This is a genomic window from Streptomyces sp. NBC_00443 (genome assembly GCF_036014175.1).
Taxonomy (GTDB): Bacteria; Actinomycetota; Actinomycetes; order Streptomycetales; family Streptomycetaceae; genus Streptomyces.
In genome coordinates this window covers 4,420,151-4,440,442 of record NZ_CP107917.1, presented here as the reverse complement: position 1 = coordinate 4,440,442, position 20,292 = coordinate 4,420,151, and the positions used below count along the sequence as shown (strand labels likewise).

The 20,292-nt window shown below is 69.5% G+C and carries 14 protein-coding genes and 2 pseudogenes; 8 read left to right on the top strand and 8 right to left on the bottom strand.

Annotated features, from left to right (window positions below):
- Window positions 1-176: 176 nt before the first annotated feature.
- Both OHO27_RS19860 and OHO27_RS19855 read right to left on the bottom strand, forming a co-directional pair.
- Window positions 177-2,003, bottom strand: coding sequence for an acyl-CoA dehydrogenase (locus tag OHO27_RS19860; protein WP_328425770.1), 1,827 nt, complete (start codon window positions 2,001-2,003; stop codon window positions 177-179).
- 127 nt (window positions 2,004-2,130) lie between these two features.
- Window positions 2,131-2,985 carry an intradiol ring-cleavage dioxygenase gene (locus OHO27_RS19855; protein WP_328425769.1) on the bottom strand — a complete coding sequence of 285 codons (855 nt, stop codon included), beginning with the start codon at window positions 2,983-2,985 and terminating at the stop codon, window positions 2,131-2,133.
- Between the two features lie 190 nt (window positions 2,986-3,175).
- Between OHO27_RS19855 and OHO27_RS19850 the strand changes: the two genes are divergently transcribed.
- Window positions 3,176-3,649, top strand: coding sequence for an SseB family protein (locus OHO27_RS19850; RefSeq protein ID WP_328425767.1), 474 nt, complete (start codon window positions 3,176-3,178; stop codon window positions 3,647-3,649).
- Between the two features lie 101 nt (window positions 3,650-3,750).
- Here the strand turns inward: OHO27_RS19850 and OHO27_RS19845 are convergent, their stop codons facing one another.
- Window positions 3,751-4,503 carry a TetR/AcrR family transcriptional regulator gene (locus OHO27_RS19845; RefSeq protein ID WP_328425765.1) on the bottom strand — a complete coding sequence of 251 codons (753 nt, stop codon included), beginning with the start codon at window positions 4,501-4,503 and terminating at the stop codon, window positions 3,751-3,753.
- Window positions 4,504-4,651: 148 nt separating this feature from the next.
- Between OHO27_RS19845 and OHO27_RS19840 the strand changes: the two genes are divergently transcribed.
- The 3 genes from OHO27_RS19840 (at window position 4,652) to OHO27_RS19830 (ending at window position 8,629) form a co-directional block, all read left to right on the top strand.
- Window positions 4,652-6,181, top strand: a complete 1,530-nt coding sequence (locus OHO27_RS19840) for an MFS transporter (protein ID WP_328425763.1) — start codon at window positions 4,652-4,654, stop codon at window positions 6,179-6,181.
- A 189-nt stretch (window positions 6,182-6,370) separates the two neighbouring features.
- Window positions 6,371-7,351 carry a pirin family protein gene (locus OHO27_RS19835; RefSeq protein WP_328425761.1) on the top strand — a complete coding sequence of 327 codons (981 nt, stop codon included), beginning with the start codon at window positions 6,371-6,373 and terminating at the stop codon, window positions 7,349-7,351.
- 156 nt (window positions 7,352-7,507) lie between these two features.
- Entirely contained in the window at window positions 7,508-8,629 is a 1,122-nt protein-coding gene (locus tag OHO27_RS19830) for an AI-2E family transporter (protein WP_328425759.1), read from the top strand.
- Here OHO27_RS19830 and OHO27_RS19825 read toward each other — a convergent pair.
- A pseudogene (locus OHO27_RS19825) lies at window positions 8,536-10,757 on the bottom strand (SpoIIE family protein phosphatase). The gene OHO27_RS19830 and the pseudogene OHO27_RS19825 overlap by 94 nt on opposite strands.
- A 190-nt stretch (window positions 10,758-10,947) precedes the next feature.
- On the opposite strand from OHO27_RS19825, the gene aspS reads away from it, so the two are divergent.
- The 3 genes and pseudogenes from aspS to OHO27_RS19810 all read left to right on the top strand — a co-directional run bounded on the left by aspS (window position 10,948) and on the right by OHO27_RS19810 (window position 15,370).
- Window positions 10,948-12,711: an aspartate--tRNA ligase gene (gene aspS, locus OHO27_RS19820; RefSeq protein ID WP_328425757.1), complete on the top strand. Its 1,764-nt coding sequence runs from the start codon at window positions 10,948-10,950 to the stop codon at window positions 12,709-12,711.
- A gap of 114 nt (window positions 12,712-12,825) precedes the next feature.
- Window positions 12,826-13,790 (top strand): annotated as a pseudogene (locus OHO27_RS19815) (intradiol ring-cleavage dioxygenase).
- 179 nt (window positions 13,791-13,969) lie between these two features.
- On the top strand, window positions 13,970-15,370 hold the full coding sequence (locus OHO27_RS19810; protein ID WP_328425755.1) for an MFS transporter: 1,401 nt from the start codon (window positions 13,970-13,972) through the stop codon (window positions 15,368-15,370).
- Window positions 15,371-15,388: 18 nt separating this feature from the next.
- Here OHO27_RS19810 and OHO27_RS19805 read toward each other — a convergent pair whose 3' ends face one another.
- The 3 genes from OHO27_RS19805 to OHO27_RS19795 form a co-directional block, all read right to left on the bottom strand.
- On the bottom strand, window positions 15,389-16,096 hold the full coding sequence (locus OHO27_RS19805) for a nucleotidyl transferase AbiEii/AbiGii toxin family protein (protein WP_328425753.1): 708 nt from the start codon (window positions 16,094-16,096) through the stop codon (window positions 15,389-15,391).
- Window positions 16,097-16,157: 61 nt separating this feature from the next.
- Window positions 16,158-16,523, bottom strand: a complete 366-nt coding sequence (locus OHO27_RS19800) for a PH domain-containing protein (RefSeq protein ID WP_093907565.1) — start codon at window positions 16,521-16,523, stop codon at window positions 16,158-16,160.
- Between the two features lie 85 nt (window positions 16,524-16,608).
- Complete coding sequence (locus tag OHO27_RS19795; protein ID WP_328425748.1) at window positions 16,609-17,085, bottom strand: hypothetical protein; 477 nt, start codon at window positions 17,083-17,085, stop codon at window positions 16,609-16,611.
- Window positions 17,086-17,309: 224 nt separating this feature from the next.
- Here OHO27_RS19795 and OHO27_RS19790 point away from each other — a divergent pair, with 224 nt between their 5' ends.
- Window positions 17,310-18,674: a pectate lyase family protein gene (locus OHO27_RS19790; protein ID WP_328425746.1), complete on the top strand. Its 1,365-nt coding sequence runs from the start codon at window positions 17,310-17,312 to the stop codon at window positions 18,672-18,674.
- On the opposite strand, the gene metG is transcribed toward OHO27_RS19790, so the two are convergent.
- On the bottom strand, window positions 18,667-20,271 hold the full coding sequence (metG, locus tag OHO27_RS19785) for a methionine--tRNA ligase (protein WP_328425744.1): 1,605 nt from the start codon (window positions 20,269-20,271) through the stop codon (window positions 18,667-18,669). The genes OHO27_RS19790 and metG overlap by 8 nt on opposite strands.
- Window positions 20,272-20,292: the final 21 nt, after the last annotated feature.

The following is a 20,292-nucleotide window of genomic DNA, read 5'->3' as shown; positions in this document are numbered from 1 at the left end:
GTTCACCTTAACGACGTACGAGGGCCCGCTCCCGGTGAAGGGGAGCGGGCCCTCGTAAGGGCGATGTGGAATGTCCGTGAGTGACTGGAACAGGTGGCTGGAAAGGGGCGGTGAGGGCGCCCCTTCGCCGACGCCCCTTCGCCGACTGGAAGGGGCCGCCGACTGGAAGGGGCCGACTAGAAGGCGGCCTCGTCCAGCTCCATCAGGTCCAGCTCGACGCCTTCGGCGAGCTTGCGCGCACCGGTGACGCCCGGCAGGACGTTGGCCGCGAAGAACTTCGCCGCGGCGATCTTGCCCGCGTAGAACGCCTTGTCCTTGGCGGAGGCCGTCGGAAGCTTCTCCGCGGCGACCGCGGCACCCTTGAGCAGCAGGTAGCCGACGACCACGTCACCGGAGGCCAGCAGCAGGCGGGTGGTGTTCAGGCCCACCTTGTAGATGTTCTTGACGTCCTGCTCGGTGGCCGCGAGGTCCGTCAGCATCAGGCCGACGATCGCCTCCAGCTCGACGGCGGCCTTCGCGAGGTGCTCGCGGGCACCGGCCAGCTCCTCGCCGCCCTCGCCGAGCGCCAGGAACTTCTTGATGTCCTCGGCGAGCGAGTTCAGCGCGGCGCCCTGGTTGCGGACGATCTTCCGGAAGAAGAAGTCCTGGCCCTGGATCGCCGTCGTGCCCTCGTACAGGGTGTCGATCTTGGCGTCGCGGATGTACTGCTCGATCGGGTACTCCTGCAGGAACCCGGAGCCGCCGAAGGTCTGCAGCGACTGGGCGAGCTGCTCGTAGCCCTTCTCGGAGCCGTAGCCCTTCACGATCGGCAGGAGCAGGTCGTTCAGCGCGTGCTCGGTCTTGACGTCCTCGCCCGCGGCCTCCTTGACGGCGATCGCGTCCTGCACCGACGCCGTGTACAGCACCAGCGCGCGCATGCCCTCCGCGTACGCCTTCTGCGTCATGAGCGAGCGGCGCACGTCCGGGTGGTGGGTGATGGTGACCTTGGGCGCGGACTTGTCCATGAAGTTCGCGAGGTCGGGGCCCTGGACGCGCTCCTTGGCGTACTCAAGGGCGTTCAGGTAGCCCGTCGAGAGCGTGGAGATCGCCTTCGTGCCGACCATCATGCGGGCGAACTCGATGATGCGGAACATCTGGCGGATGCCGTCGTGCTTGTCGCCGATCAGCCAGCCCTTGGCGGGGTGCTGGTCGCCGAAGGTCATCTCGCAGGTGTTGGAGGCCTTCAGGCCCATCTTGTGCTCGACGTTCGTGGCGTAGACGCCGTTGCGCTCGCCCAGCTCGCCGGTCTCGAAGTCGAAGAGGTACTTCGGGACGAGGAAGAGGGACAGGCCCTTGGTGCCCGGACCTGCGCCTTCGGGGCGGGCCAGCACGTAGTGGAGGATGTTCTCCTCCATGTCGTGCTCACCGGACGTGATGAAGCGCTTGACGCCCTCGATGTGCCAGGAGCCGTCATCCTGCTGCACCGCCTTGGTGCGGCCGGCGCCCACGTCCGAGCCGGCGTCCGGCTCGGTGAGCACCATGGTGGAGCCCCAGGTCCGCTCGACGGCGATCTGCGCGATCTTCTTCTGGACGTCGGTGCCCTCGTCGTGGAGGATGCCGGCGAACGCCGGGCCGGAGGTGTACATCCACACGGCCGGGTTCGCGCCGAGGATCAGCTCCGCGTACGACCAGATCAAGGACGGCGGGGCCGTCGTGCCACCGATGGCCTCGGGCAGGCCGAGACGCCAGTACTCGGAGTCCATGAAGGCCTTGTAGCTCTTCTTGAAGGACGCCGGGACGGGCGCGGTGTTCGTCTCGGGGTCGAAGACCGGCGGGTTGCGGTCGGCGTCGGCGAAGGACTCGGCCAGCTCGTTCTCCGCGAGCCGGGTCAGCTCCTCGAGGATGCTCTTCGCGGTCTCGACGTCCATCTCCTCGAACGGACCCGTGCCGTACAGCTTGTCGCGTCCGAGTACCTCGAAGAGGTTGAACTCGATGTCGCGGAGGTTCGACTTGTAGTGCCCCATGGTCACGGCTCCGTAGAGGGTCGGCGAGGCACTTGGTTCCTCGCGCTAGTTCACGTACCAACAAGTAGCTACGATGATGCTACCCGTCAGTAATAAGACGCAACCCCGATCCGCAATCTGTGACAGGTCACACCGGAACCGTCAGTGTCGCCGTGTAACCCTCCGCCGCACTGCCCTTCGTCTCGGCGAGCTGCTGGTCGTAACCGTCGCTGAAGATGCCGTCCGTTTCCAGGGAGAGACCGGCGAGGTTGCGCACGCTCTCGTCGTAGCCGTCCGAGGCGTAGACCGTGTCGCAGACGTCCTTGGGGAAGGCGAGCTGCGACGTGCTGGTGATGGACGTGGCCGCCGTGGCGTCCGCCAGGCTGCCGTAGACCTCGAAGTGGATGTGCGGCCAGCGGCCCGCGTAGCAGCCCGGGAAGATGCTCCTGAAGGTGACCTGGCCCTTGTCGTCGGTCTCCTGGACGCCGCGCAGGTAGTTCTCGTCGGTGACGCCCTCGGAGTACAGGGAGTAGTCGCCGGCCCGGTCGCAGTGCCAGATGTAGACCGCGGCACCCTTCTTCGGCGTCCCGCAGCCGGAGGCGGCGTCCACGACCGTGAGCGTGACGGTCAGGGGCACGCCCTCGGCGGTGCCGCCCGCGGAGTCGCCGAAGCTCTTTCTGATGTCGCTGCGGACGACACCGCTCTCCTTGAGGACGTTCACGCCGTTCGAGCCGTCGCCGGGGAAGGGGCCGGCGGTCTCGTCCGGGATGGTCGCGCACGCGGCGGACGACGACGCGGACGACGACGCGGAGCCCTTGGCGGAGGAGGCCGAGGACGACGAGGTCCCGTCCTGCGAGGTGCAGCCCACCAGCGGGACCAGGCTCGCCCCCGCCATCAGCCGGATCATGCGCCGGCGGGCGAGGACGGGAAGGTCGTACGAGAGCCCTCTGTCGTGCTCGTGGACTTCGCCGTCGTGGACCTCGTCGGCGTGGTGTCGGCCCATGGCTGTCCCCTCGCTGGTGCGGTGCCGTTCCGGCACCCCTCCCGATACTCCCGATACGACAGACGCTAGTGAGGGACAGCTGTCGGAAGGCAGTGCGGCGGCTGTCGACTCGCTGTCGGTTTTGCCGGAGCCCCCGTAGCGGCCCCGGTACCGGCCCGCTCTGCCCGCCGCTCTCGGTACTCTTGCGTCCATGTACGGCTACGACCAGAACGTCGGCGCTCAGCAGCAGTACGCCTCGCCGCAGCAGCCCATGCCCGGCGGCGTCGGCGGCTATGGCCAGCAGCCACCCCTGTACCCCGAGCCGTCACCGCCCTCGCTCGCGGACGCGGTGCGGGCCTTCACCACCGGGCAGATGTCCGCCGAGGACTTCCAGCAGGTCTTCGCGACGTCGAAGGTCTACTGCCCGCGCGGCGACAACCCGGGCTTCCTCGCCCTGCACAACACCCAGCAGCCGGTGATCCCGATGTTCACCTCGCTGAAGGAGCTGCGCCGGTACGCGGGCAAGGAGTCCAAGTACTTCGTCATCACCGGCGCCGAGGTGATCGACCTGCTGCCGACCGGCTACGGCTGCGTCCTCGACATGGAGGGCGAGCACCGCATGGTCTTCGACGCGAAGGCCGTGGAGCAGATGGTCGAGTTCGCGATGCGCCGGATGTACGGGTAGCGCTTCGCGGGATGCCGCGCCGGGCTGTCCGGCGTCCGCGGGTTCGTTGTGGCCGGTCGCGCCCATGCGGCGGAGCCGCATATTGATACGGCCCCGCGCCCCTAGGGGCGCTCGGGCCCCGTTGCTTCCAGCCGCAGCGCCAGTCCGTCGAGGACGATCTCCAGGGCGGCGGCGAACTTTCCGTCCCGCAGCGCCACGGGGTCGGCCGCGGCTTTCTCCACGCCGGTGTACCCGCGGGCCAGGTGCTCATGGTCGGCGACGGCCTGCTGGGCGGCGGGCAGCAGGCGGGCGATGAAGTCCGCCTCGGTCTCGCCGGAGCGGGCGACCGTGATGAGCCAGGCGCCCTCGGTGGTGCTCATGCCGATGACGTACGACAGGACGGCGTCGATCGCGCCGTTGGGGTCCTGGAAGCCCGCTGCCGTGAACAGCGCGGCCAGCCGCTCCGAGTACGCCATGAGGTTGGGGCCGAGGTAGGCCAGCCCGGCCTGGCCGAGAACCGACGACAGCCACGGGTGCCGTAGCGCCGTCGTACGGAACGAGTGGGCCGCCTCCGCGACCGCCGCGCGCCAGTCGGGGCTGTCGGCCGGCGGTACGTGGATCTCGGCGGCGACCTCGTCGACGGCCAGCTCCATCAGCTCGTCCTTGGTGGCGACGTGCCGGTAGAGGGAGGCGGCGCCGGCGTTCAGCCGGGTCGCGAGCTTGCGCATGCTCAGCGCCTCGACACCCTCGGCGTCCAGCATGGCGATCGCCTCGCGCACGATCGTGGCGCGGCTGAGCGCCGGCTGGTCGGACTCGCGCTGGGGCCGGGCCCAGACGGAGGGGATGGGGCTCTGCTTCGTCGTCCTGGCGGCCATCGGCACTCCTTCGCATCCCTGCGTATTCGCATCCCTGCGTACGTCGTTCGCATCGAGCGTACAGGAATCGGCGGTTGCGAACACCGTTCCGCCATGCGTACAGTGTTCGCAACGAAGGAACGGTGTTCACAGAGCCGGGGAGAGCGTCATGGAGGGGAACGTCATGGACGTCAAGGGAACTCGTGATCCACGCCGCTGGTGGATCCTGATCGTGCTCTGCCTGAGCACGCTGGTGCTGGTCGTCGACAGCATGGCGCTGACCGTCGCGGTGCCCGTGATGACCGGGGACATCGGGGCGAGCGCCCAGGACACCCAGTGGATCCTGGACTCCTACATCCTGGTCTTCGCCGGACTCCTGCTCACGTCCGGCAGCCTGGGCGACCGGTTCGGGCGCCGGAAGGTGATGCTGATCGGGCTCCTGCTCTTCGGGGCGGCCTCACTGGCCGCGACCTGGTGCACCAGCCCCGGCGAGGTGATCGCCGTGCGCGTCGCGATGGGTGTCGGCGGGGCCCTGATCATGCCGTCAACCCTGTCGATCCTCATCACCGTCTTCGACGAGGAGGAGCGCGGCAAGGCGATGGCGGCCTGGAGCTCGGTGTCGATGCTCGGCCTGGTCGGCAGCCCGGTGCTGGGCGGCGTCCTGATCGACCGCTTCTCCTGGCAGTCGATCTTCTTCATCAACGTGCCGATCGTGGTACTGGCGATCGTCGCCGCTCTGACGCTGATGCCGGAGTCCAGGGCGCCCTGGCAGAAGGCGGACCCGCTGGGCGCGGTGCTGTCCGCGGTCGGGATGACGGCCCTGGTCTGGTGGATCATCGAGCTCCCGCAGCACGGTGCGCTGGGCGGCCGCTCCACGCTCACCCTGGTGGTGGCGCTCGGCTCGCTGGTCGGCTTCGTGGTCTGGGAGAACGTCACGAAGTCCCCGATGGTCCCGCTGGTCCTGTTCAAGCACCGCAACTTCAGCGGCGGTTCGCTCTCGTTGGCGCTCGTGCAGATCGGCAACGGCGGTCTGCTGCTGGTCCTCACCCAGTACCTGCAGTTCGTGCTCGGCTACTCGCCGCTCGAGGCGGGCCTCGCCTTCCTGCCGCTGGCGATCACCGCTCTGCTCGGCAACGGCGTGGGCGTCAAGCTCGCCGCGAAGTACGGCAACCGGTGGGTGATTCTCGCGGGGATGCTGGTGATGGTGGCCTGCTTCGCCCTCATGGCCACGGTGTCGGCGGACTCCGGCTTCACGGTCCCGGCGGTGGCGCTCGGTCTCCTCGGCCTCGGCGCGGGCCTCGCGATGCCGGCCGCGGTCGGCGCACTGATGGGCACCATCCCCGAGGACAAGGCGGGCGTCGGCTCGGCCCTGAACGACACCATCCAGCAGGCCGGCACCGCGCTCGGCATCGCGATCCTCGGCTCGCTGCTGTCGAGCGGCTTCGCGGACCGGATGCCCGAGGGGACGCCGCAGGAGGCGAAGCACTCGATCGCCGGGGCGGTGGCCGGCGGCGACGCCGGTCTGGTCGCGGCGGCCCGCGAGGCCTTCACCGCCTCGATGTCCACCACCTTCACGGTCAGCGCGATCGGCGTCCTGGCGGCGGCGCTGCTGGCCACGCTGGTGATGCGGGACGACCGGCGCAAGCCGGCCGCCGCCCCGGAGGGCACACCCGAGAAGCAGCCGGAACCGGTCGTCTGACCTCCGAGTCCGCGCTCTTCCTGGCACACTGAGCCGCTCCCGCAGCACCGGTCCTTGTGACGAAGGCCGCACCCACCTTGGGTGTCGGCCTTCGGCTGTGCCCGGAGGGAATGCCCTCCGGGTTCTTCCCGTTAGGGGTAGCAAGAAGTTCAATGCTCAACTAAAGTGGACGCACAAGGAGGTACCGACATGCCTGCAGTGACCGTCGAGAACCCGCTGACGCTGCCGCGCGTCGCCGCGCCCGCCGACGCCGTGGCCCGTCCCGTGCTGACCGTCACGACCGCGCCGAGCGGTTTCGAGGGTGAGGGCTTCCCGGTGCGCCGCGCGTTCGCCGGGATCAACTACCGCCACCTGGACCCGTTCATCATGATGGACCAGATGGGCGAGGTGGAGTACGCGCCGGGCGAGCCCAAGGGCACCCCCTGGCACCCGCACCGCGGCTTCGAGACCGTCACGTACATCATCGACGGGATCTTCGACCACCAGGACTCGCAGGGCGGTGGCGGCACCATCACCAACGGCGACACCCAGTGGATGACCGCGGGCAGCGGCCTCCTCCACATCGAGGCCCCGCCGGAGTCCCTCGTCATGTCCGGCGGTCTCTTCCACGGCCTGCAGCTGTGGGTGAACCTCCCGGCCAAGGACAAGATGATGGCCCCGCGCTACCAGGACATCCGCGGCGGCAACGTCCAGCTGCTCACCACCCCTGACGGCGGCGCGCTGCTGCGCGTCATCGCGGGCGAGCTGGACGGCCACCAGGGCCCCGGCATCACCCACACCCCGATCACGATGATCCACGCGACGTTGGCCCCGGGAGCGGAGGTCACCCTGCCGTGGCGGGAGGACTTCAACGGCCTCGCGTACGTCCTCGCGGGTCGCGGCACGGTGGGTGCGGAAGCCCGCCCCGTCCAGCTGGGCCAGACGGCGGTCTTCGGCAGCGGCGGCTCCCTGACCGTCCGCGCCGACGAGAAGCAGGACTCCCACACGCCGGACCTGGAGGTCGTCCTCCTGGGCGGGCAGCCGATCCGGGAGCCGATGGCCCACTACGGCCCGTTCGTCATGAACACACGTGACGAACTCCAGCAGGCCTTCGACGACTTCCAGAAGGGCCGGCTGGGCACGATTCCGGCCGTGCACGGGATGAGCGCCGACGGTCCGTCCAAGGCCTGACCCGCCTGACCCGCTGGACCCGCTGGACCCGCCGACACGAGCAGGCCCGCCTCCGCGCCACCCTCCCCGGTGCGGCTGCGGGCCTTCCGTCGTCCCGTCACCCACCCGGTCCGCCCGCGCACGACAGCGTCGCTCCGCGCATGATCCGCTGGAATCGTGCAGGCCCCCACCCCGCTGCTCCCCGATCCCGTCCGGCGGCTCGCCGCCTGGTGCGTCGTCGTGTTGCTCGTCGCCGGGGTCGTCTACGTCGGGATCCGGCTGGCCGTGGAGTTCAGTACGGCCGTGGTGCCCGTGCTGCTCGCCATGCTGGGAACGGCGCTGCTCGAACCGTTGTACCGGCGGCTGGTGAAGGCCAAGGTGAACCGGTCGGTCGCCGCCGGGCTCACCTGCGTCGCCGTGGTGGCCGTCGTCGGCGGGGCGGTCTACATCGTCGTCGCCGCGATCGTGGACAGCGGCGACGAGATCGTCGCCTCGCTCAAGCAGGCGGGCCGGGACCTCACAGGCCACTTCGGGGCCGCCGGGACCTCGCTGGACGATCTCGCGTCCAACGCCAGGGAGTTGCTCGCCAAGTTCGGCGGGACGGCCGCCTCCGGAGTCATCAGCGGGGTCAGTGTCGTGGGCGAGACCATCGCCATCGCGGTGCTCGCGCTGCTGCTCGTCTTCTTCTTCCTGCGGGACTCCGACCGGGCCGCCGACGCGCTGCGGGCCGTGGTCCCGGCCGGGAGCGGCGACCTCGCGGAGGCCATGGCCAGGCGGGCCTTCCGGGCCGTGGAGGGGTTCATGCGGGGGACCACCCTCATCGCCCTCATCGACGCCCTGTGCATCACCGTCGGACTGCTGATCCTCGACGTCCCGGGCGCGGTCGGGCTCGGCGCGCTCGTCTTCGTCGGGGCCTATATCCCCTACCTCGGCGCCTTCATCTCAGGCGGGGTCGCCGTGCTGGTCGCGCTCGCCGACCGGGGGTTCGTCATCGCGCTGTGGGTGCTCGGCGTGGTGCTCGCCGTGCAGGCGCTGGAGGGGCATGTGCTCCAGCCCGCGATCCAGAGCCGGACCGTCCAGATGCACCCGGCCGTCGTCATGGTGACGATCACCGCGGGGGCCTCCGTGGCCGGCATCCTCGGCATGCTGCTCTCCGTGCCGCTCACCGCAGCCGCCACCGGAGTCGTGCACGAACTGAGAGAGCGCTACGGCGACTCGGAGCGCTCCGAACCGGCGGCGCCTCCCGACCCGTCCGTGCCCCCCGACCCGGCCGAGCCCCCGGCGCCCTCGGACTCGTAGAGCTCGAACCAGATGCTCTTGCCCTCGCCCCGCGGGTCCACACCCCACGCGTGAGCCAGCAGCTCGATCAGCAGCAGGCCCCGCCCGGACGACGCCAGTTCGCCGGGTCGGCGCCGGTGAGGAAGGTCGTCGCTGGTGTCCGTCACCTCGACGCGCATCCGGCGCTCCCCCGGCTCGCCCCGCACCTCGGCCAGCAGCAGGGCGTCGGAGTCGGTGTGGACGAGGACGTTCGTCAGCGTCTCGGACAGCAGCAGGACCGCCGAGTCCACCTGGTCGTCGCAGGCCCAGTCGTGCAGCAGTTCCCGCAGCTGCTGCCGGGCCACCGCGACCCGCTCCGGCTCGGCCTGCGCCACCGACAGCATGGTGCGCCGGACCGTCGGCCGTACGGCGACCGGATCACCGCAGCCGCACCCTCCTCCTGCCGCCGCAGCAGCAGTACCGCTATGTCGTCCTCGCGCCGGTCGGCGAGCGGGCCGGTGGTGTGGTGGGAGGACGGGCCGTGGACGGCTTGGACCAGGGCGTCGGCCAGTTCCTCCAGGTCGCCGTCGTGGTCCTCCAGGATCGTGCGGATGCGCTTCCAGCCGGTCTCCAGGTCGTGGCCGCCGGTCTCGATCAGGCCGTCCGTGCAGATCAGCATGGTCTCGCCGGGTTCCAGGGTGATCCGGGTCGTCGGGTAGTCGGCATCCGGGTCGATACCGAGCGGGAGACCGCCGGCCGTCGGGCGGGCGAGCACCGTGCCGTCGACCATGCGGATCGCCGGGTCCGGGTGGCCGGCGCGGGCGATGTCCAGCAGCCCGGTCGTGGGGTCGACCTCGACGTACAGGCAGGTCGCGAAGCGCAGATCGGTCGGGTCCTCGTCGAGAGAGCCGAACGTCATGCCGTGCAGGAAGCGCGAGGCGCGGGAGAGCACGGCGTCGGGGCGATGGCCCTCGGAGGCGTAGGCGCGCAGCGCGATCCGCAGCTGGCCCATCAGGCCCGCGGCCCGTACGTCATGGCCCTGGACGTCACCGATGACGAGGGCGAAGCGGCCTCCCTCAGACTTCGTCCGGGAGGTGCCCCCAGGCAGCGGGATCATGTCGTACCAGTCACCGCCGACCTGAAGCCCGCCGCCGGTCGGGACATAGCGTGCCGCCACGCTCATGCCCGGTATCTCGGGGCCCAGCTGAGGGAGCATCGAACGCTGGAGGCCGTCCGTCAGCTCCCGCGCGGACTCGGCGGCCTCGGCGCGTGAGAGGGCCTGGGCGAGCATGCGGGCCACCGTCGTCAGCACGGACCGCTCGTCGGGCGTGAAGGCGACCGGATAGGTGAACGCCGCCATCCAGGCGCCCATCGTGCGGCCCGCCACGGTCAGCGGCAGAAACGCCCAGGACTGCCGGTTGAAGTGCGCGGCGAGCGGCCAGGTGACCGGGTAGCGGTGGTGGTACTGCTCGGGTGAGGAGAGATAGACGGCACGGCCGGTGCGGACGACCTCGGCGGCCGGGTAGTCCGTCTCCAGGGCCATGTGTGTGAACGGGCTTTCGTCGCCGGGCTGGTGGCCGTGATGGCCGATGATCGTCAGGCGGTCGCCCGTCACCCCGAACACCGCGAGGCCGTCCGGTGAGAAGCCCGGCATCGACAGGCCCGCCGCGACCCGCAGCACCTCCGCCGTGGACCGCGCCTCGGCCAGCGCCCGGCCCGCGTCCAGCAGGAACGCCTCCCGCGAGCGCCGCCAGTCGCCGGTGACCGCCGTACGCCCGGCCGAGGTGCCCGGCACCGGCTCGGTGACCTCCTGGAGGGAGCCCGTCACCTCGTACGACTTCTTCCCGCGGTCGAACGAGGCGTGGAAGCGGCTGCGGCCGAGCCGGATCACCCGGCCCCGCTCGTCCATGATCCGCACCCGCGCCTCGCCGAGCGTGCCCTCGGCCACGGCGAGCTGGATCACCCCGCTGATCTCGTTCCAGTCGACCGGGTGCAGGCGGGCGCGCACCTGGGCCTGGCTGAGGGTGGCCTGTTCGGGGGGCAGCCCGAGCAGCCTTGCCGCCTCCGCGTCGACCGTGACCAGTCCCGTGGCGGTGTTCCAGTGCCACAGTCCGGTCGCGAGGGCGGCCAGAACCTCCCCCACGGCGGGCAGGGGCTCATCAGTGCGCATTGCCCCACTCTAAGAAGAGGTGATCGCACACTGCCACCGAAGCTGTACGGGGCACCTGGTCCGGAAGGGCCCGCGGGCACCGCCAAATGGTGGGGAGCCGATCTTGGGGTCCCCGGTAGGCTGGGGGGAGTTTCACGGAAAGTTTCACGTGAAACAGGCCCCCCGATCCGCGAAGACTGGATGAACGACGATGCATCGGTACAGGTCCCACACCTGCGGCGAGCTCCGCTCCTCTGACGTCGGCACCGACGTCCGACTGAGTGGCTGGCTGCACAATCGGCGCGACCTGGGCGGCATCCTCTTCATCGATCTGCGCGACCACTACGGCATCACGCAGCTCGTGGCCCGTCCCGGCACGCCCGCGTACGAGGCCCTGGACAAGCTGTCCAAGGAGTCCACGGTCCGCGTCGACGGCAAGGTCGTCTCCCGTGGCACCGAGAACATCAACTCCGAGCTGCCCACCGGTGAGATCGAGGTCGAGGTCGGCGAGGTCGAGCTGCTCGGCGCGGCCGCCCCGCTCCCCTTCACCATCAACACCGAGGACGGGGTCAACGAGGAGCGGCGCCTGGAGTACCGCTTCCTGGACCTGCGCCGCGAGCGCATGCACCGCAACATCCTGCTGCGTACGTCGGTCATCTCGGCGATCCGCCACAAGATGACGGCGCTGGGCTTCAACGAGATGGCGACGCCGATCCTGTCCGCGACCTCCCCCGAGGGCGCCCGCGACTTCGTCGTCCCCTCCCGTCTGAACCCGGGCAAGTTCTACGCCCTGCCGCAGGCGCCGCAGCAGTTCAAGCAGCTGCTGATGATCTCCGGCTTCGACCGCTACTTCCAGATCGCGCCCTGCTTCCGTGACGAGGACGCCCGCGCGGACCGCTCGCCGGGCGAGTTCTACCAGCTCGACGTCGAGATGAGCTTCGTCGAGCAGGAGGACGTCTTCCAGCCGATCGAGCAGCTGATGACCGAGCTCTTCGAGGAGTTCGGCGGCGGCCGCCACGTCACCTCGCCGTTCCCGCGGATCCCGTTCCGCGAGGCGATGCTGAAGTACGGCTCGGACAAGCCGGACCTGCGCGCGCAGCTGGAGCTCGTCGACATCACCGACGTGTTCGAGGGCTCGGAGTTCAAGGCGTTCGCCGGCAAGCACGTGCGTGCGCTGCCGGTGTCGGACGTCTCCGCGCAGCCCCGCAAGTTCTTCGACCAGCTCGGTGACTTCGCCGTCTCGCAGGGCGCCAAGGGCCTGGCCTGGGTCCGTGTCGCGGAGGACGGCTCGCTGACCGGCCCGATCGCCAAGTTCCTCACCGAGGAGAACGTCAAGGTCCTCACCGAGCGCCTCGGTCTGGAGGCCGGCCACGCCGTGTTCTTCGGCGCGGGCGAGTTCGACGAGGTCTCGAAGATCATGGGCGCGGTGCGGGTCGAGGCCGCCAAGCGTGCCGGGCACTTCGAGGAGGGCGTCTTCCGGTTCTGCTGGATCGTCGACTTCCCGATGTACGAGAAGGACGAGGAGACCGGCGCCATCGACTTCTCGCACAACCCGTTCTCCATGCCGCAGGGTGGCCTGGAGGCCCTGGAGAACCAGGACCCGCTGGACATCCTGGGCTGGCAGTACGACATCGTCTGCAACGGCGTCGAGCTGTCCTCCGGCGCGATCCGGAACCACGAGCCCGAGATCATGCTCAAGGCCTTCGAGATCGCCGGTTACGACCGCGACACCGTCGAGGAGAAGTTCGCCGGCATGCTGCGCGCGTTCCGCTTCGGCGCCCCGCCGCACGGCGGCATCGCCCCCGGCGTCGACCGCATCGTCATGCTGCTCGCCGACGAGCCGAACATCCGCGAGACGATCGCCTTCCCGCTCAACGGCAACGCCCAGGACCTGATGATGGGCGCGCCGACGGAGCTGGAGGAGGCGCGGCTGAAGGAGCTGCACCTGACGGTGCGCAAGCCGCAGCCGAAGTAGGCGGCTGAGCAAGGGGCCCGGAACCGTGATCGGTTCCGGGCCCTTTCAGGTTCCACAGGTAACCACAGCCCACGCCCATGCCCCTTACAGCGCTCTTACCTAGCGTCCCGGGGCATGACGGGAAACCACACGGCCCAAGAGCCGAAGCACAAAAGGGATCTGACGCGTCGTAAGGTCGTTGCCGCCAGTGCGGGGGCCGCAGCGGCGGTCGGCTTGGGCGGCACGCTCGCGGCGGGCGCGTTCGCGGGTGAGTCGGGAGCGAAGGGCACGAAGACGTCGGCGAGCAGCAGCTCCAGCGCCGCGGAGACCTGCTACAAGCTCACCTCGGAGACCACCGAGGGCCCCTACTACATCGACGCCGACAAGCTCCGCCAGGACATCACCGAGGACAAGGAGGGCATCCCGCTCACCCTCCGCATCAAGGTGATCGACGCCGAGAGCTGCAAGCCGGTCGGTAACGCGGCCGTGGACATCTGGCACTGCGACGCGCTGGGCCTGTACTCGGGCTACGAGTCCTTCTCGAACGGCGGCGGGGGCGGCACCCCGCCCACGGATGCCCCCTCGGGCACGCCCACCGCGGTGCCGTCCGGCACCCCGACCGGGAGCCGCCGGCCGGCGGCTCCCCGGTCGGGGAGCCGCCGGCCGGCGGCGGTGGCGGCGGGCACGAGGAGCCGACCAGCGACACCCGCTATCTGCGCGGAACCTGGAGGACGGACCGCAAGGGCTTCGTCACCTTCAAGACCGTCTTCCCGGGCTGGTACCAGGGCCGCTGCGTGCACATCCACACCAAGGTGCACGTCAGCGGCGAGTGGACGGACGCCGGCTACGAGGGCGGCACCACCTGCCACACCGGCCAGTTCTTCTTCGACGAGGAGACGGTCCTGCTCTGTGCCGAAGAGGAGCCGTACTCGACGTCCACGACGGAGCGCACCACGCTCGACGAGGACACGATCTACGACCAGAGCGGGACCACCGGCGGCCTGCTGCAGCTGAAGTACAAGAAGAACGACCTCGCCAAGGGAGTCCAGGCGACGATCACCGTGGGCGTCGACCCGGAGGCGACGAACACCGGCACCTGACTCGACCTGACCCCACCCGAACGGCGCGGGGCGGATGTGTGCGCACACGTCCGCCCCGCATTCACATGTATGGACATCAGCTCAACCCGTTGACCCGGAAGGCGCGCCTCCGTAACGTTCCCCAGGCCCGCGTATGTGAAGCGCTTTCATGTATGTGCACGACCGAAGGGAAGACAACGATGTCGGAAGTCGTGATACCCGACGCCGAACGCCGTGCCGTCGGTAAGTTCCTGCGCCGGATGCTGCCGATCCTCGTCCTGATGCTGCTGGTCAACCAGATGGACCGGACGAACGTCGGCTTCGTCCAGGACGAGCTGCGGGCCGACGTCGGGGTGAGCGCCACCGCGTACGGGCTCGGCGCCGGCCTCTTCTTCATCGGGTACGCGTTGTTCGAGGTGCCGAGCAACATGCTGCTGGAGCGCTTCGGTGCCCGGGTCTGGCTGACCCGCATCATGATCACCTGGGGTGCGGTGATCGTGGCGATGTGCTTCATCCACAACGTGTGGATGTTCTACGGCCTGCGCTTCCTTCTCGGAGTCGCGGAGGCAGGCTTCTTCCCCGGGGTCCTCCTCTACTTCACCCAGTGGCTGCCGGACTCCAGCCGCGGTCGGGCAAGCGCTATCTTTTTGGGCGGCTCCGCCACGGCGTACATCGTGACCGGGCCGATCACGGGCGCCCTGCTCGAACTGCACGGCGTCGGCGGATTCGCCGGGTGGCGCTGGATGTTCGCGCTCGAAGGACTGCTCTCGATCGTCGTCGGCTTCATCGCCGGGTTCTTCCTCGTCTCCCGCATCGAGGACGCCCGCTGGCTCACCCGGGACGAGAAGGACGCGCTGGGCGCGGCGGTCGCCCGTGACGAGGAGGCCCGCAGCCGCGCCCCGAAGGTGTCGCGTCTCAGGCTTCTGTTCCACAAGCAGGTCGCCGTGCTGACCACGGTCTTCTTCGCCATGGCGCTCACCGGCTACGCCATCACCTTCTGGCTGCCGAGTCTGGTCGAGGAGATCGGCGGACTGTCGCCGTTCCAGGTCGGCCTGCTCTCGGCGATCCCCTGGATCTGCGCCGTGATCGCGATGTACACGGTCAGCCACTTCACCGACGGCACCCCCGACCGCCGCCCCTACCTCGCCATCGCCCTGGTCCTGTCCGCCCTCGGCACCTTCCTGGCCACCCTGGGCTCCCCCTGGTTCGGCCTGGCCGCCATCACCCTGGCCGCGGTCGGCGGCAAGTGCGCGGCCACCCTGTTCTGGCCGATGGCCCAATCGGGGCTGGACCTGAAGATCGCCGCGCCCGGTCTGGCGGTCGTCAACTCCCTCGGAAACCTGGGCGGTTTCGTCTCCCCCACCCTCTTCGGCTACCTCAAGGACAGCACCGGCAGCACGAACGGCGGCCTCTACACCCTGTCCGCGGCCTCCCTCCTGGCGGTGCTCGGCGTGGCCTTCATCCGCCGCAACGGAGCCGCTACGACGGCCGCGACCGGCACGACCGGCACGACCGACGGGGTCGAGGCGGCAGACAGGGCGGACAAGGCCGACGAGCCCGACGCGGCGCAGGGCAAGGTCACGAGCAGGGAGGCGCGCTGAGTCCGGGCGGCGGTGCCGTCACCCGTCCTCCGCCGGTGGCCTGAGCGCTTCCTCCTCCAGGAGGCGTTCGGCGATGTCGTCGGCCCATGCCCGGACCCACTGGCGCAGCGCTGCCACCGACTCCGCGGTGAGGTCCCGGGCGGTGAACGTCCGGTCGTCCAGCAGCTCAGTCGCCTCCAGGCGGGACTGGAGGTCGGCCGGGTCGAACTCGTCCCAGGCGTGGCGGCGGCCCTGTTCCTCCAGGTCGGGGAAGCTCCAGTGGGCCGCGGCGGCGTAGACGTCGATCAGGTCGCGTGCGGTGCCGCGGTCGGTCAGGGCGCGGACCTTGGTGCCGATGAGGTCTTCCAGGGAGAGGGCCGGGCCGAGGCCGGTGGTGACCGGCGGGTGCCAGAGAGTCTCCTTCAGGAGGTCGAGCGTGTGCTCCTCGGCATGGCCTCCCGTGAGGTCGTCACCGGCGTCCGGGGCGGTGACGAGCAGTCGGGCGGAGAGCGGGTCGGTCTCCAGGGGGCGTACCCACCAGCCGAGTTCGGTCAGGCCGCGCAGCATGTCGGCGGCGATCCGGTCCATGGGCTCGGGCGACTCCGTCGCCACCTCCAGCGGCCCCTGCACCGACTCCCGCGACGTAAGACCGTGCGCCCGGACCGCGTACTCGCCGGCCAGGACGAGGGGATAGCGGGCGCCCAGGGCGAGGACGTCGGTCAGGAGGTGGCGGGGCTGCGGGATCATCGTGCGGCCGATTATGGCTGCCCCGCCGAGTCGGGCGACCTCGGCGGGGCCGGACGTACGGCTACTTCGCCACGAACTGCGTCAGGATCGCCTGCACCTCGTAGATGTCGACACCCTTGGTGAACGTCTTCTGGACCGGCGTCGCCGACCCCGAGAGCCAGATCTTCAGCTCGGCGTCCAGGTCGAAGGTGCCCGCCGTCTCCACCGCGAAGTGCGTGATGCTGCGGTACGGGATCGAGTGGTACTCCACCTTCTTGCCGGTGATGCCCTGCTTGTCGACCAGGATCAGACGGCGGTCGGTGAACAGGATGGTGTCCCGTATCAGCAGGTACGCCGCGTGCACCTGCTCACCGTGGCCCAGCAGACGTGCGTAGTCCTGCTGCGCCTGCCCCTGGTCGATGGTGTGCGCGTTCCCGAAGAGTGCCATGAATGGATCCCCCCACTTGATGGCCTTACATGATCTTCGCAATGTATAGCGCCTCGGGGGTGTCCAGGCATAGAGGCGCAAACGATCAGGTGTCGTACGAACCGTCCCAGGGCGCCCCGAAGCCCAGGTGGTCCGGGTACAGCTCGGCCCAGACCTCGCCGTCGTCCTCGTCCGTCACCAGGCCGAACAGCACGCCGTCGACGGTGAGTTGGAAGGGACGGACGGCGATGTCCGTATACGTACGGCGGGGAAGGCTGCGCAGCCGGGTCGCGAGGTGGGCGCGGGCGCGGGCGAGGACCGAGTCGGGTCCGTGCGGGGCGCGCATCTGCTCGGCCCAGGTGCCGGCGCACCAGATCTCCGAGTCGCGGTAGCGGCCCTCGGGGTCGAAGGTGTGCAGTACCGAGTACAGGCGTTTGTGCTCTTCCCAGCCGGCGCCGAGGTCGAAATCCTTGGGGAAGGCGTACGTGACCGAGCCCAAGAACTGTCCGTCCGCGTAACAACCGATCGCCTCGGTACGGCCGTGCGGCTCGTAGGCGATCGGGATGACCTCTGGGACTGCCATGGCGGAAACCATACGGTCGTGACGGGGGGCATGGTGGCGGTGGGGGGCGATCCATGCCAACAGGATGGACAACATCCGCGTGATGTCCCCGAGTTGCACACCGATCAGTCAAGACCTCCACGGCAACCTTTCGGATCTCCGCGACCACAGATGGATCGGAAGCCCGCTCACGCGGGATCGCTCGCCGGTGTGCGAGCCCCACCGAAGCATCCGAGGACTCATTCGTGGCATCCGATTCCCCCCGCCCCGTCCAGCGCCCCTCCCACCGCCGTTCCCTGCGTCGGCGCCGCACCGTCATCGCCACCGCCGCACTCGCGGCCGCCGGTGTCGGTGCCGGTGTCCTTGTGGTGAACGCGAGTGCCGACGCAGTCGACCTGTACCACCAGCCCCTGCCCGCGAAGGACGGGTGGGCGGCCTCCGGCTCCGGTACGACGGGCGGCTCGAAGGCCGGTTCCGCGCACGTGTACACCGTCAGCACCCGTGCGCAGCTGGTGAAGGCGCTGGGCTCGGTCTCCGACACCACGCCCCGGATCATCAAGGTCAAGGGCACCATCGACGCCGGCACCAGCGACGTCGGCAAGAAGCTGACCTGCGCCGACTACGCCTCCGGTACCGGCTACTCGCTCACCGCCTACCTCAAGGCCTACGACCCGGCGACGTACGGCAAGAAGGCGCCGTCGGGCACGCAGGAGAACGCCCGCAAGGCCGCCGCGGAGAAGCAGAAGAAGAACATCGTCTTCCGGGTGCCCGCCAACACCACGCTCATCGGCATCCCGGGCACGAACGCCGGCATCGCGGGCGGCAGCCTCCAGGTGCAGAACGTGAAGAACGTCATCGTCCGCAACCTCACGTTCTCCGCCACCGAGGACTGCTTCCCGCAGTGGGACCCGACGGACGGCTCGGCGGGCGAGTGGAACTCGGCCTACGACTCCGTGACCCTGCGCGGCGCGACGAACGTCTGGGCCGACCACAACACGTTCACGGACGCGCCGGTCTTCGACAAGTCGCTGAAGACGTACTTCGGCCGCAAGTACCAGATCCACGACGGCGCCCTCGACATCACAGGCGGCTCCGACCTGGTGACCGTCGAGCGCAACGTCTTCAGCAACCACGACAAGACGATGCTGATCGGCAGCAGCGACACCGACAGCACCGGCAAGCTGCGGGTCACCATCCACCACAACGTGTGGAAGGGGATCGTGCAGCGGGCGCCCCTGGCCCGCATCGGCCAGATCCACCTCTACAACAACCTCTACGACACGACCACGCTCAACGGCTACGCGCCGAAGTACAGCATCGACTCCCGCGCCAAGGCCCAGGTCGTCGCCGAGCACAACGCCTGGAAGCTCCCGTCCGGCGCCAAGGCGGCCAAGCTGCTGAGCGGCGACGGCACCGGCTCGATCGCGGGCGGCGGCAACCTCGTCAACGGCACCGCGACCGACATCGTGGCCGCCTACAACGCCGCGAGCTCGAAGAAGATCAAGACGACGGTGAACTGGAAGCCGGCGCTCACGGCGGGTCTGCAGACGTCGGCGAAGAACCTCGCGAACGAACTGGCGACGACGACGGGCGCCGGGGTCCTCAAGTAGTCGTCGGCGGCTCTTCCAGCCGCGGGAACAGCACCGCACCCTTGGTGACCGTCGTACCGGCGGGGAGCCTCCCCCAGTCGGCCGCCTCCTGGATCCTCTGGTCCTGGAGGCGGCCCAGGGAGGCCTCCGCGCCCAGGGAGTCCCAGAGCTTGGCGGAGGTGTCCGGCATGATCGGGGCCAGGAGCACCGCGATCGCGCGCAGGGACTCCGCGGCCGTGTAGAGGATGGTCGCGAGACGGGCCCGGCCGTCCGGTGAGCCCGCTGCGTCAGCAGCATGATCAAATGCGGTCCTGGCGACCTTCCAGGGCTCCTGCTCGGTCAGATAGCCGTTGACCTGCTTCACGAAGTCGAAGACCGCCAGGATGCCGCCCTGGAAGTCCAGCTCGTCGCCGATCCTGCGGTCGGCCTCCGCGACGGCCCGGGCGAGCCCCTCCTGGACGGTCTGCTCGGCCTCGCCGTGGGCCGTCGACGCGGGCAGCGTGCCGCCGAAGTACCTGCCGACCATGGCCGCCACCCGGGAGGCGAGGTTGCCGTAGTCGTTCGCCAGCTCGCTGGTGTAGCGGGCGGAGAAGTCCTCCCAGGAGAACGAGCCGTCCTGGCCGAAGGCGATCGCGCGCAGGAAGTACCAGCGGTACGCGTCCACGCCGAAGTGCGAGGTCAGGTCCTGTGGCTTGATGCCGGTCAGGTTGGACTTGCTCATCTTCTCGCCGCCGACGAGCAGCCAGCCGTTGGCCGCGATCCGGCCCGGCAGCGGCAGACCGTTCGCCATCAGCATGGCCGGCCAGATGACCGCGTGGAAGCGGAGGATGTCCTTGCCGACGAGGTGGACGTCGGCCGGGAAGGTCGACTCGAACTTCTCGGGGTTCTCGTTGTAGCCGACGGCGGTCGCGTAGTTGAGGAGGGCGTCCGCCCAGACGTAGATGACGTGGGCGTCGTCCCAGGGCACCCTGACCCCCCAGTCGAACGTCGAGCGGGAGATGGAGAGGTCCTGAAGGCCGCCCCGGACGAAGTTCACCACCTCGTTGCGGGCCGACTCCGGCTGGATGAAGCCGGGGTTGGCCTCGTAGTGGGCGAGGAGGCGCTCTCCGTACTCGCTGAGCTTGAAGAAGTAGTTCTCCTCCTTGAGGAGATCCACCGGGCGCTTGTGGATCGCACAGAGCAGAGTGCCGTCCGCCGCCTCGATCAGCTCGCCGGGGAGCTTGTACTCCTCGCACGCCACGCAGTACGGGCCCTCGTAACTCCCCTTGCGGATACGGCCGTTGTCGTACAGGTCCTGGAAGAGCTCCTGCACCCGGTCCGTGTGCCGTTTCTCCGTCGTACGGATGAAGTCGTCGTGGGAGATCTCCAGGTGCTGCCAGAGCGGCTTCCAGGACTCCTCGGCCAGCCGGTCGGCCCAGACCTGCGGCGGCACGCCGTTCGCCTCGGCGGTCCGCAGGATCTTCTGGCCGTGCTCGTCGGTCCCCGTGAGGAACCACACGTCCTCGCCCCGCCGCCGGTGCCAGCGGGCGAGGACGTCGGCCGCCACCGTGGTGTAGGCGTGGCCCAGGTGCGGGGCGTCGTTGACGTAGTAGATCGGGGTCGTGACGTAGTACGTCATGACCTCACTCCATCACAGTCG

Coding starts and splice junctions, on each gene's coding strand:
- OHO27_RS19845 (WP_328425765.1), bottom strand. CDS start 4,503: ATGGCCGCCAGGACGACGAAGCAGAGCCCCATCCCCTCCGTCTGGGCC.
- OHO27_RS19850 (WP_328425767.1), top strand. CDS start 3,176: ATGTACGGCTACGACCAGAACGTCGGCGCTCAGCAGCAGTACGCCTCG.
- OHO27_RS19795 (WP_328425748.1), bottom strand. CDS start 17,085: ATGGCAGTCCCAGAGGTCATCCCGATCGCCTACGAGCCGCACGGCCGT.
- OHO27_RS19805 (WP_328425753.1), bottom strand. CDS start 16,096: ATGATCCCGCAGCCCCGCCACCTCCTGACCGACGTCCTCGCCCTGGGC.
- aspS (WP_328425757.1), top strand. CDS start 10,948: ATGCATCGGTACAGGTCCCACACCTGCGGCGAGCTCCGCTCCTCTGAC.
- OHO27_RS19835 (WP_328425761.1), top strand. CDS start 6,371: ATGCCTGCAGTGACCGTCGAGAACCCGCTGACGCTGCCGCGCGTCGCC.
- OHO27_RS19860 (WP_328425770.1), bottom strand. CDS start 2,003: ATGGGGCACTACAAGTCGAACCTCCGCGACATCGAGTTCAACCTCTTC.
- metG (WP_328425744.1), bottom strand. CDS start 20,271: ATGACGTACTACGTCACGACCCCGATCTACTACGTCAACGACGCCCCG.
- OHO27_RS19800 (WP_093907565.1), bottom strand. CDS start 16,523: ATGGCACTCTTCGGGAACGCGCACACCATCGACCAGGGGCAGGCGCAG.
- OHO27_RS19855 (WP_328425769.1), bottom strand. CDS start 2,985: ATGGGCCGACACCACGCCGACGAGGTCCACGACGGCGAAGTCCACGAG.
- OHO27_RS19810 (WP_328425755.1), top strand. CDS start 13,970: ATGTCGGAAGTCGTGATACCCGACGCCGAACGCCGTGCCGTCGGTAAG.
- OHO27_RS19840 (WP_328425763.1), top strand. CDS start 4,652: ATGGAGGGGAACGTCATGGACGTCAAGGGAACTCGTGATCCACGCCGC.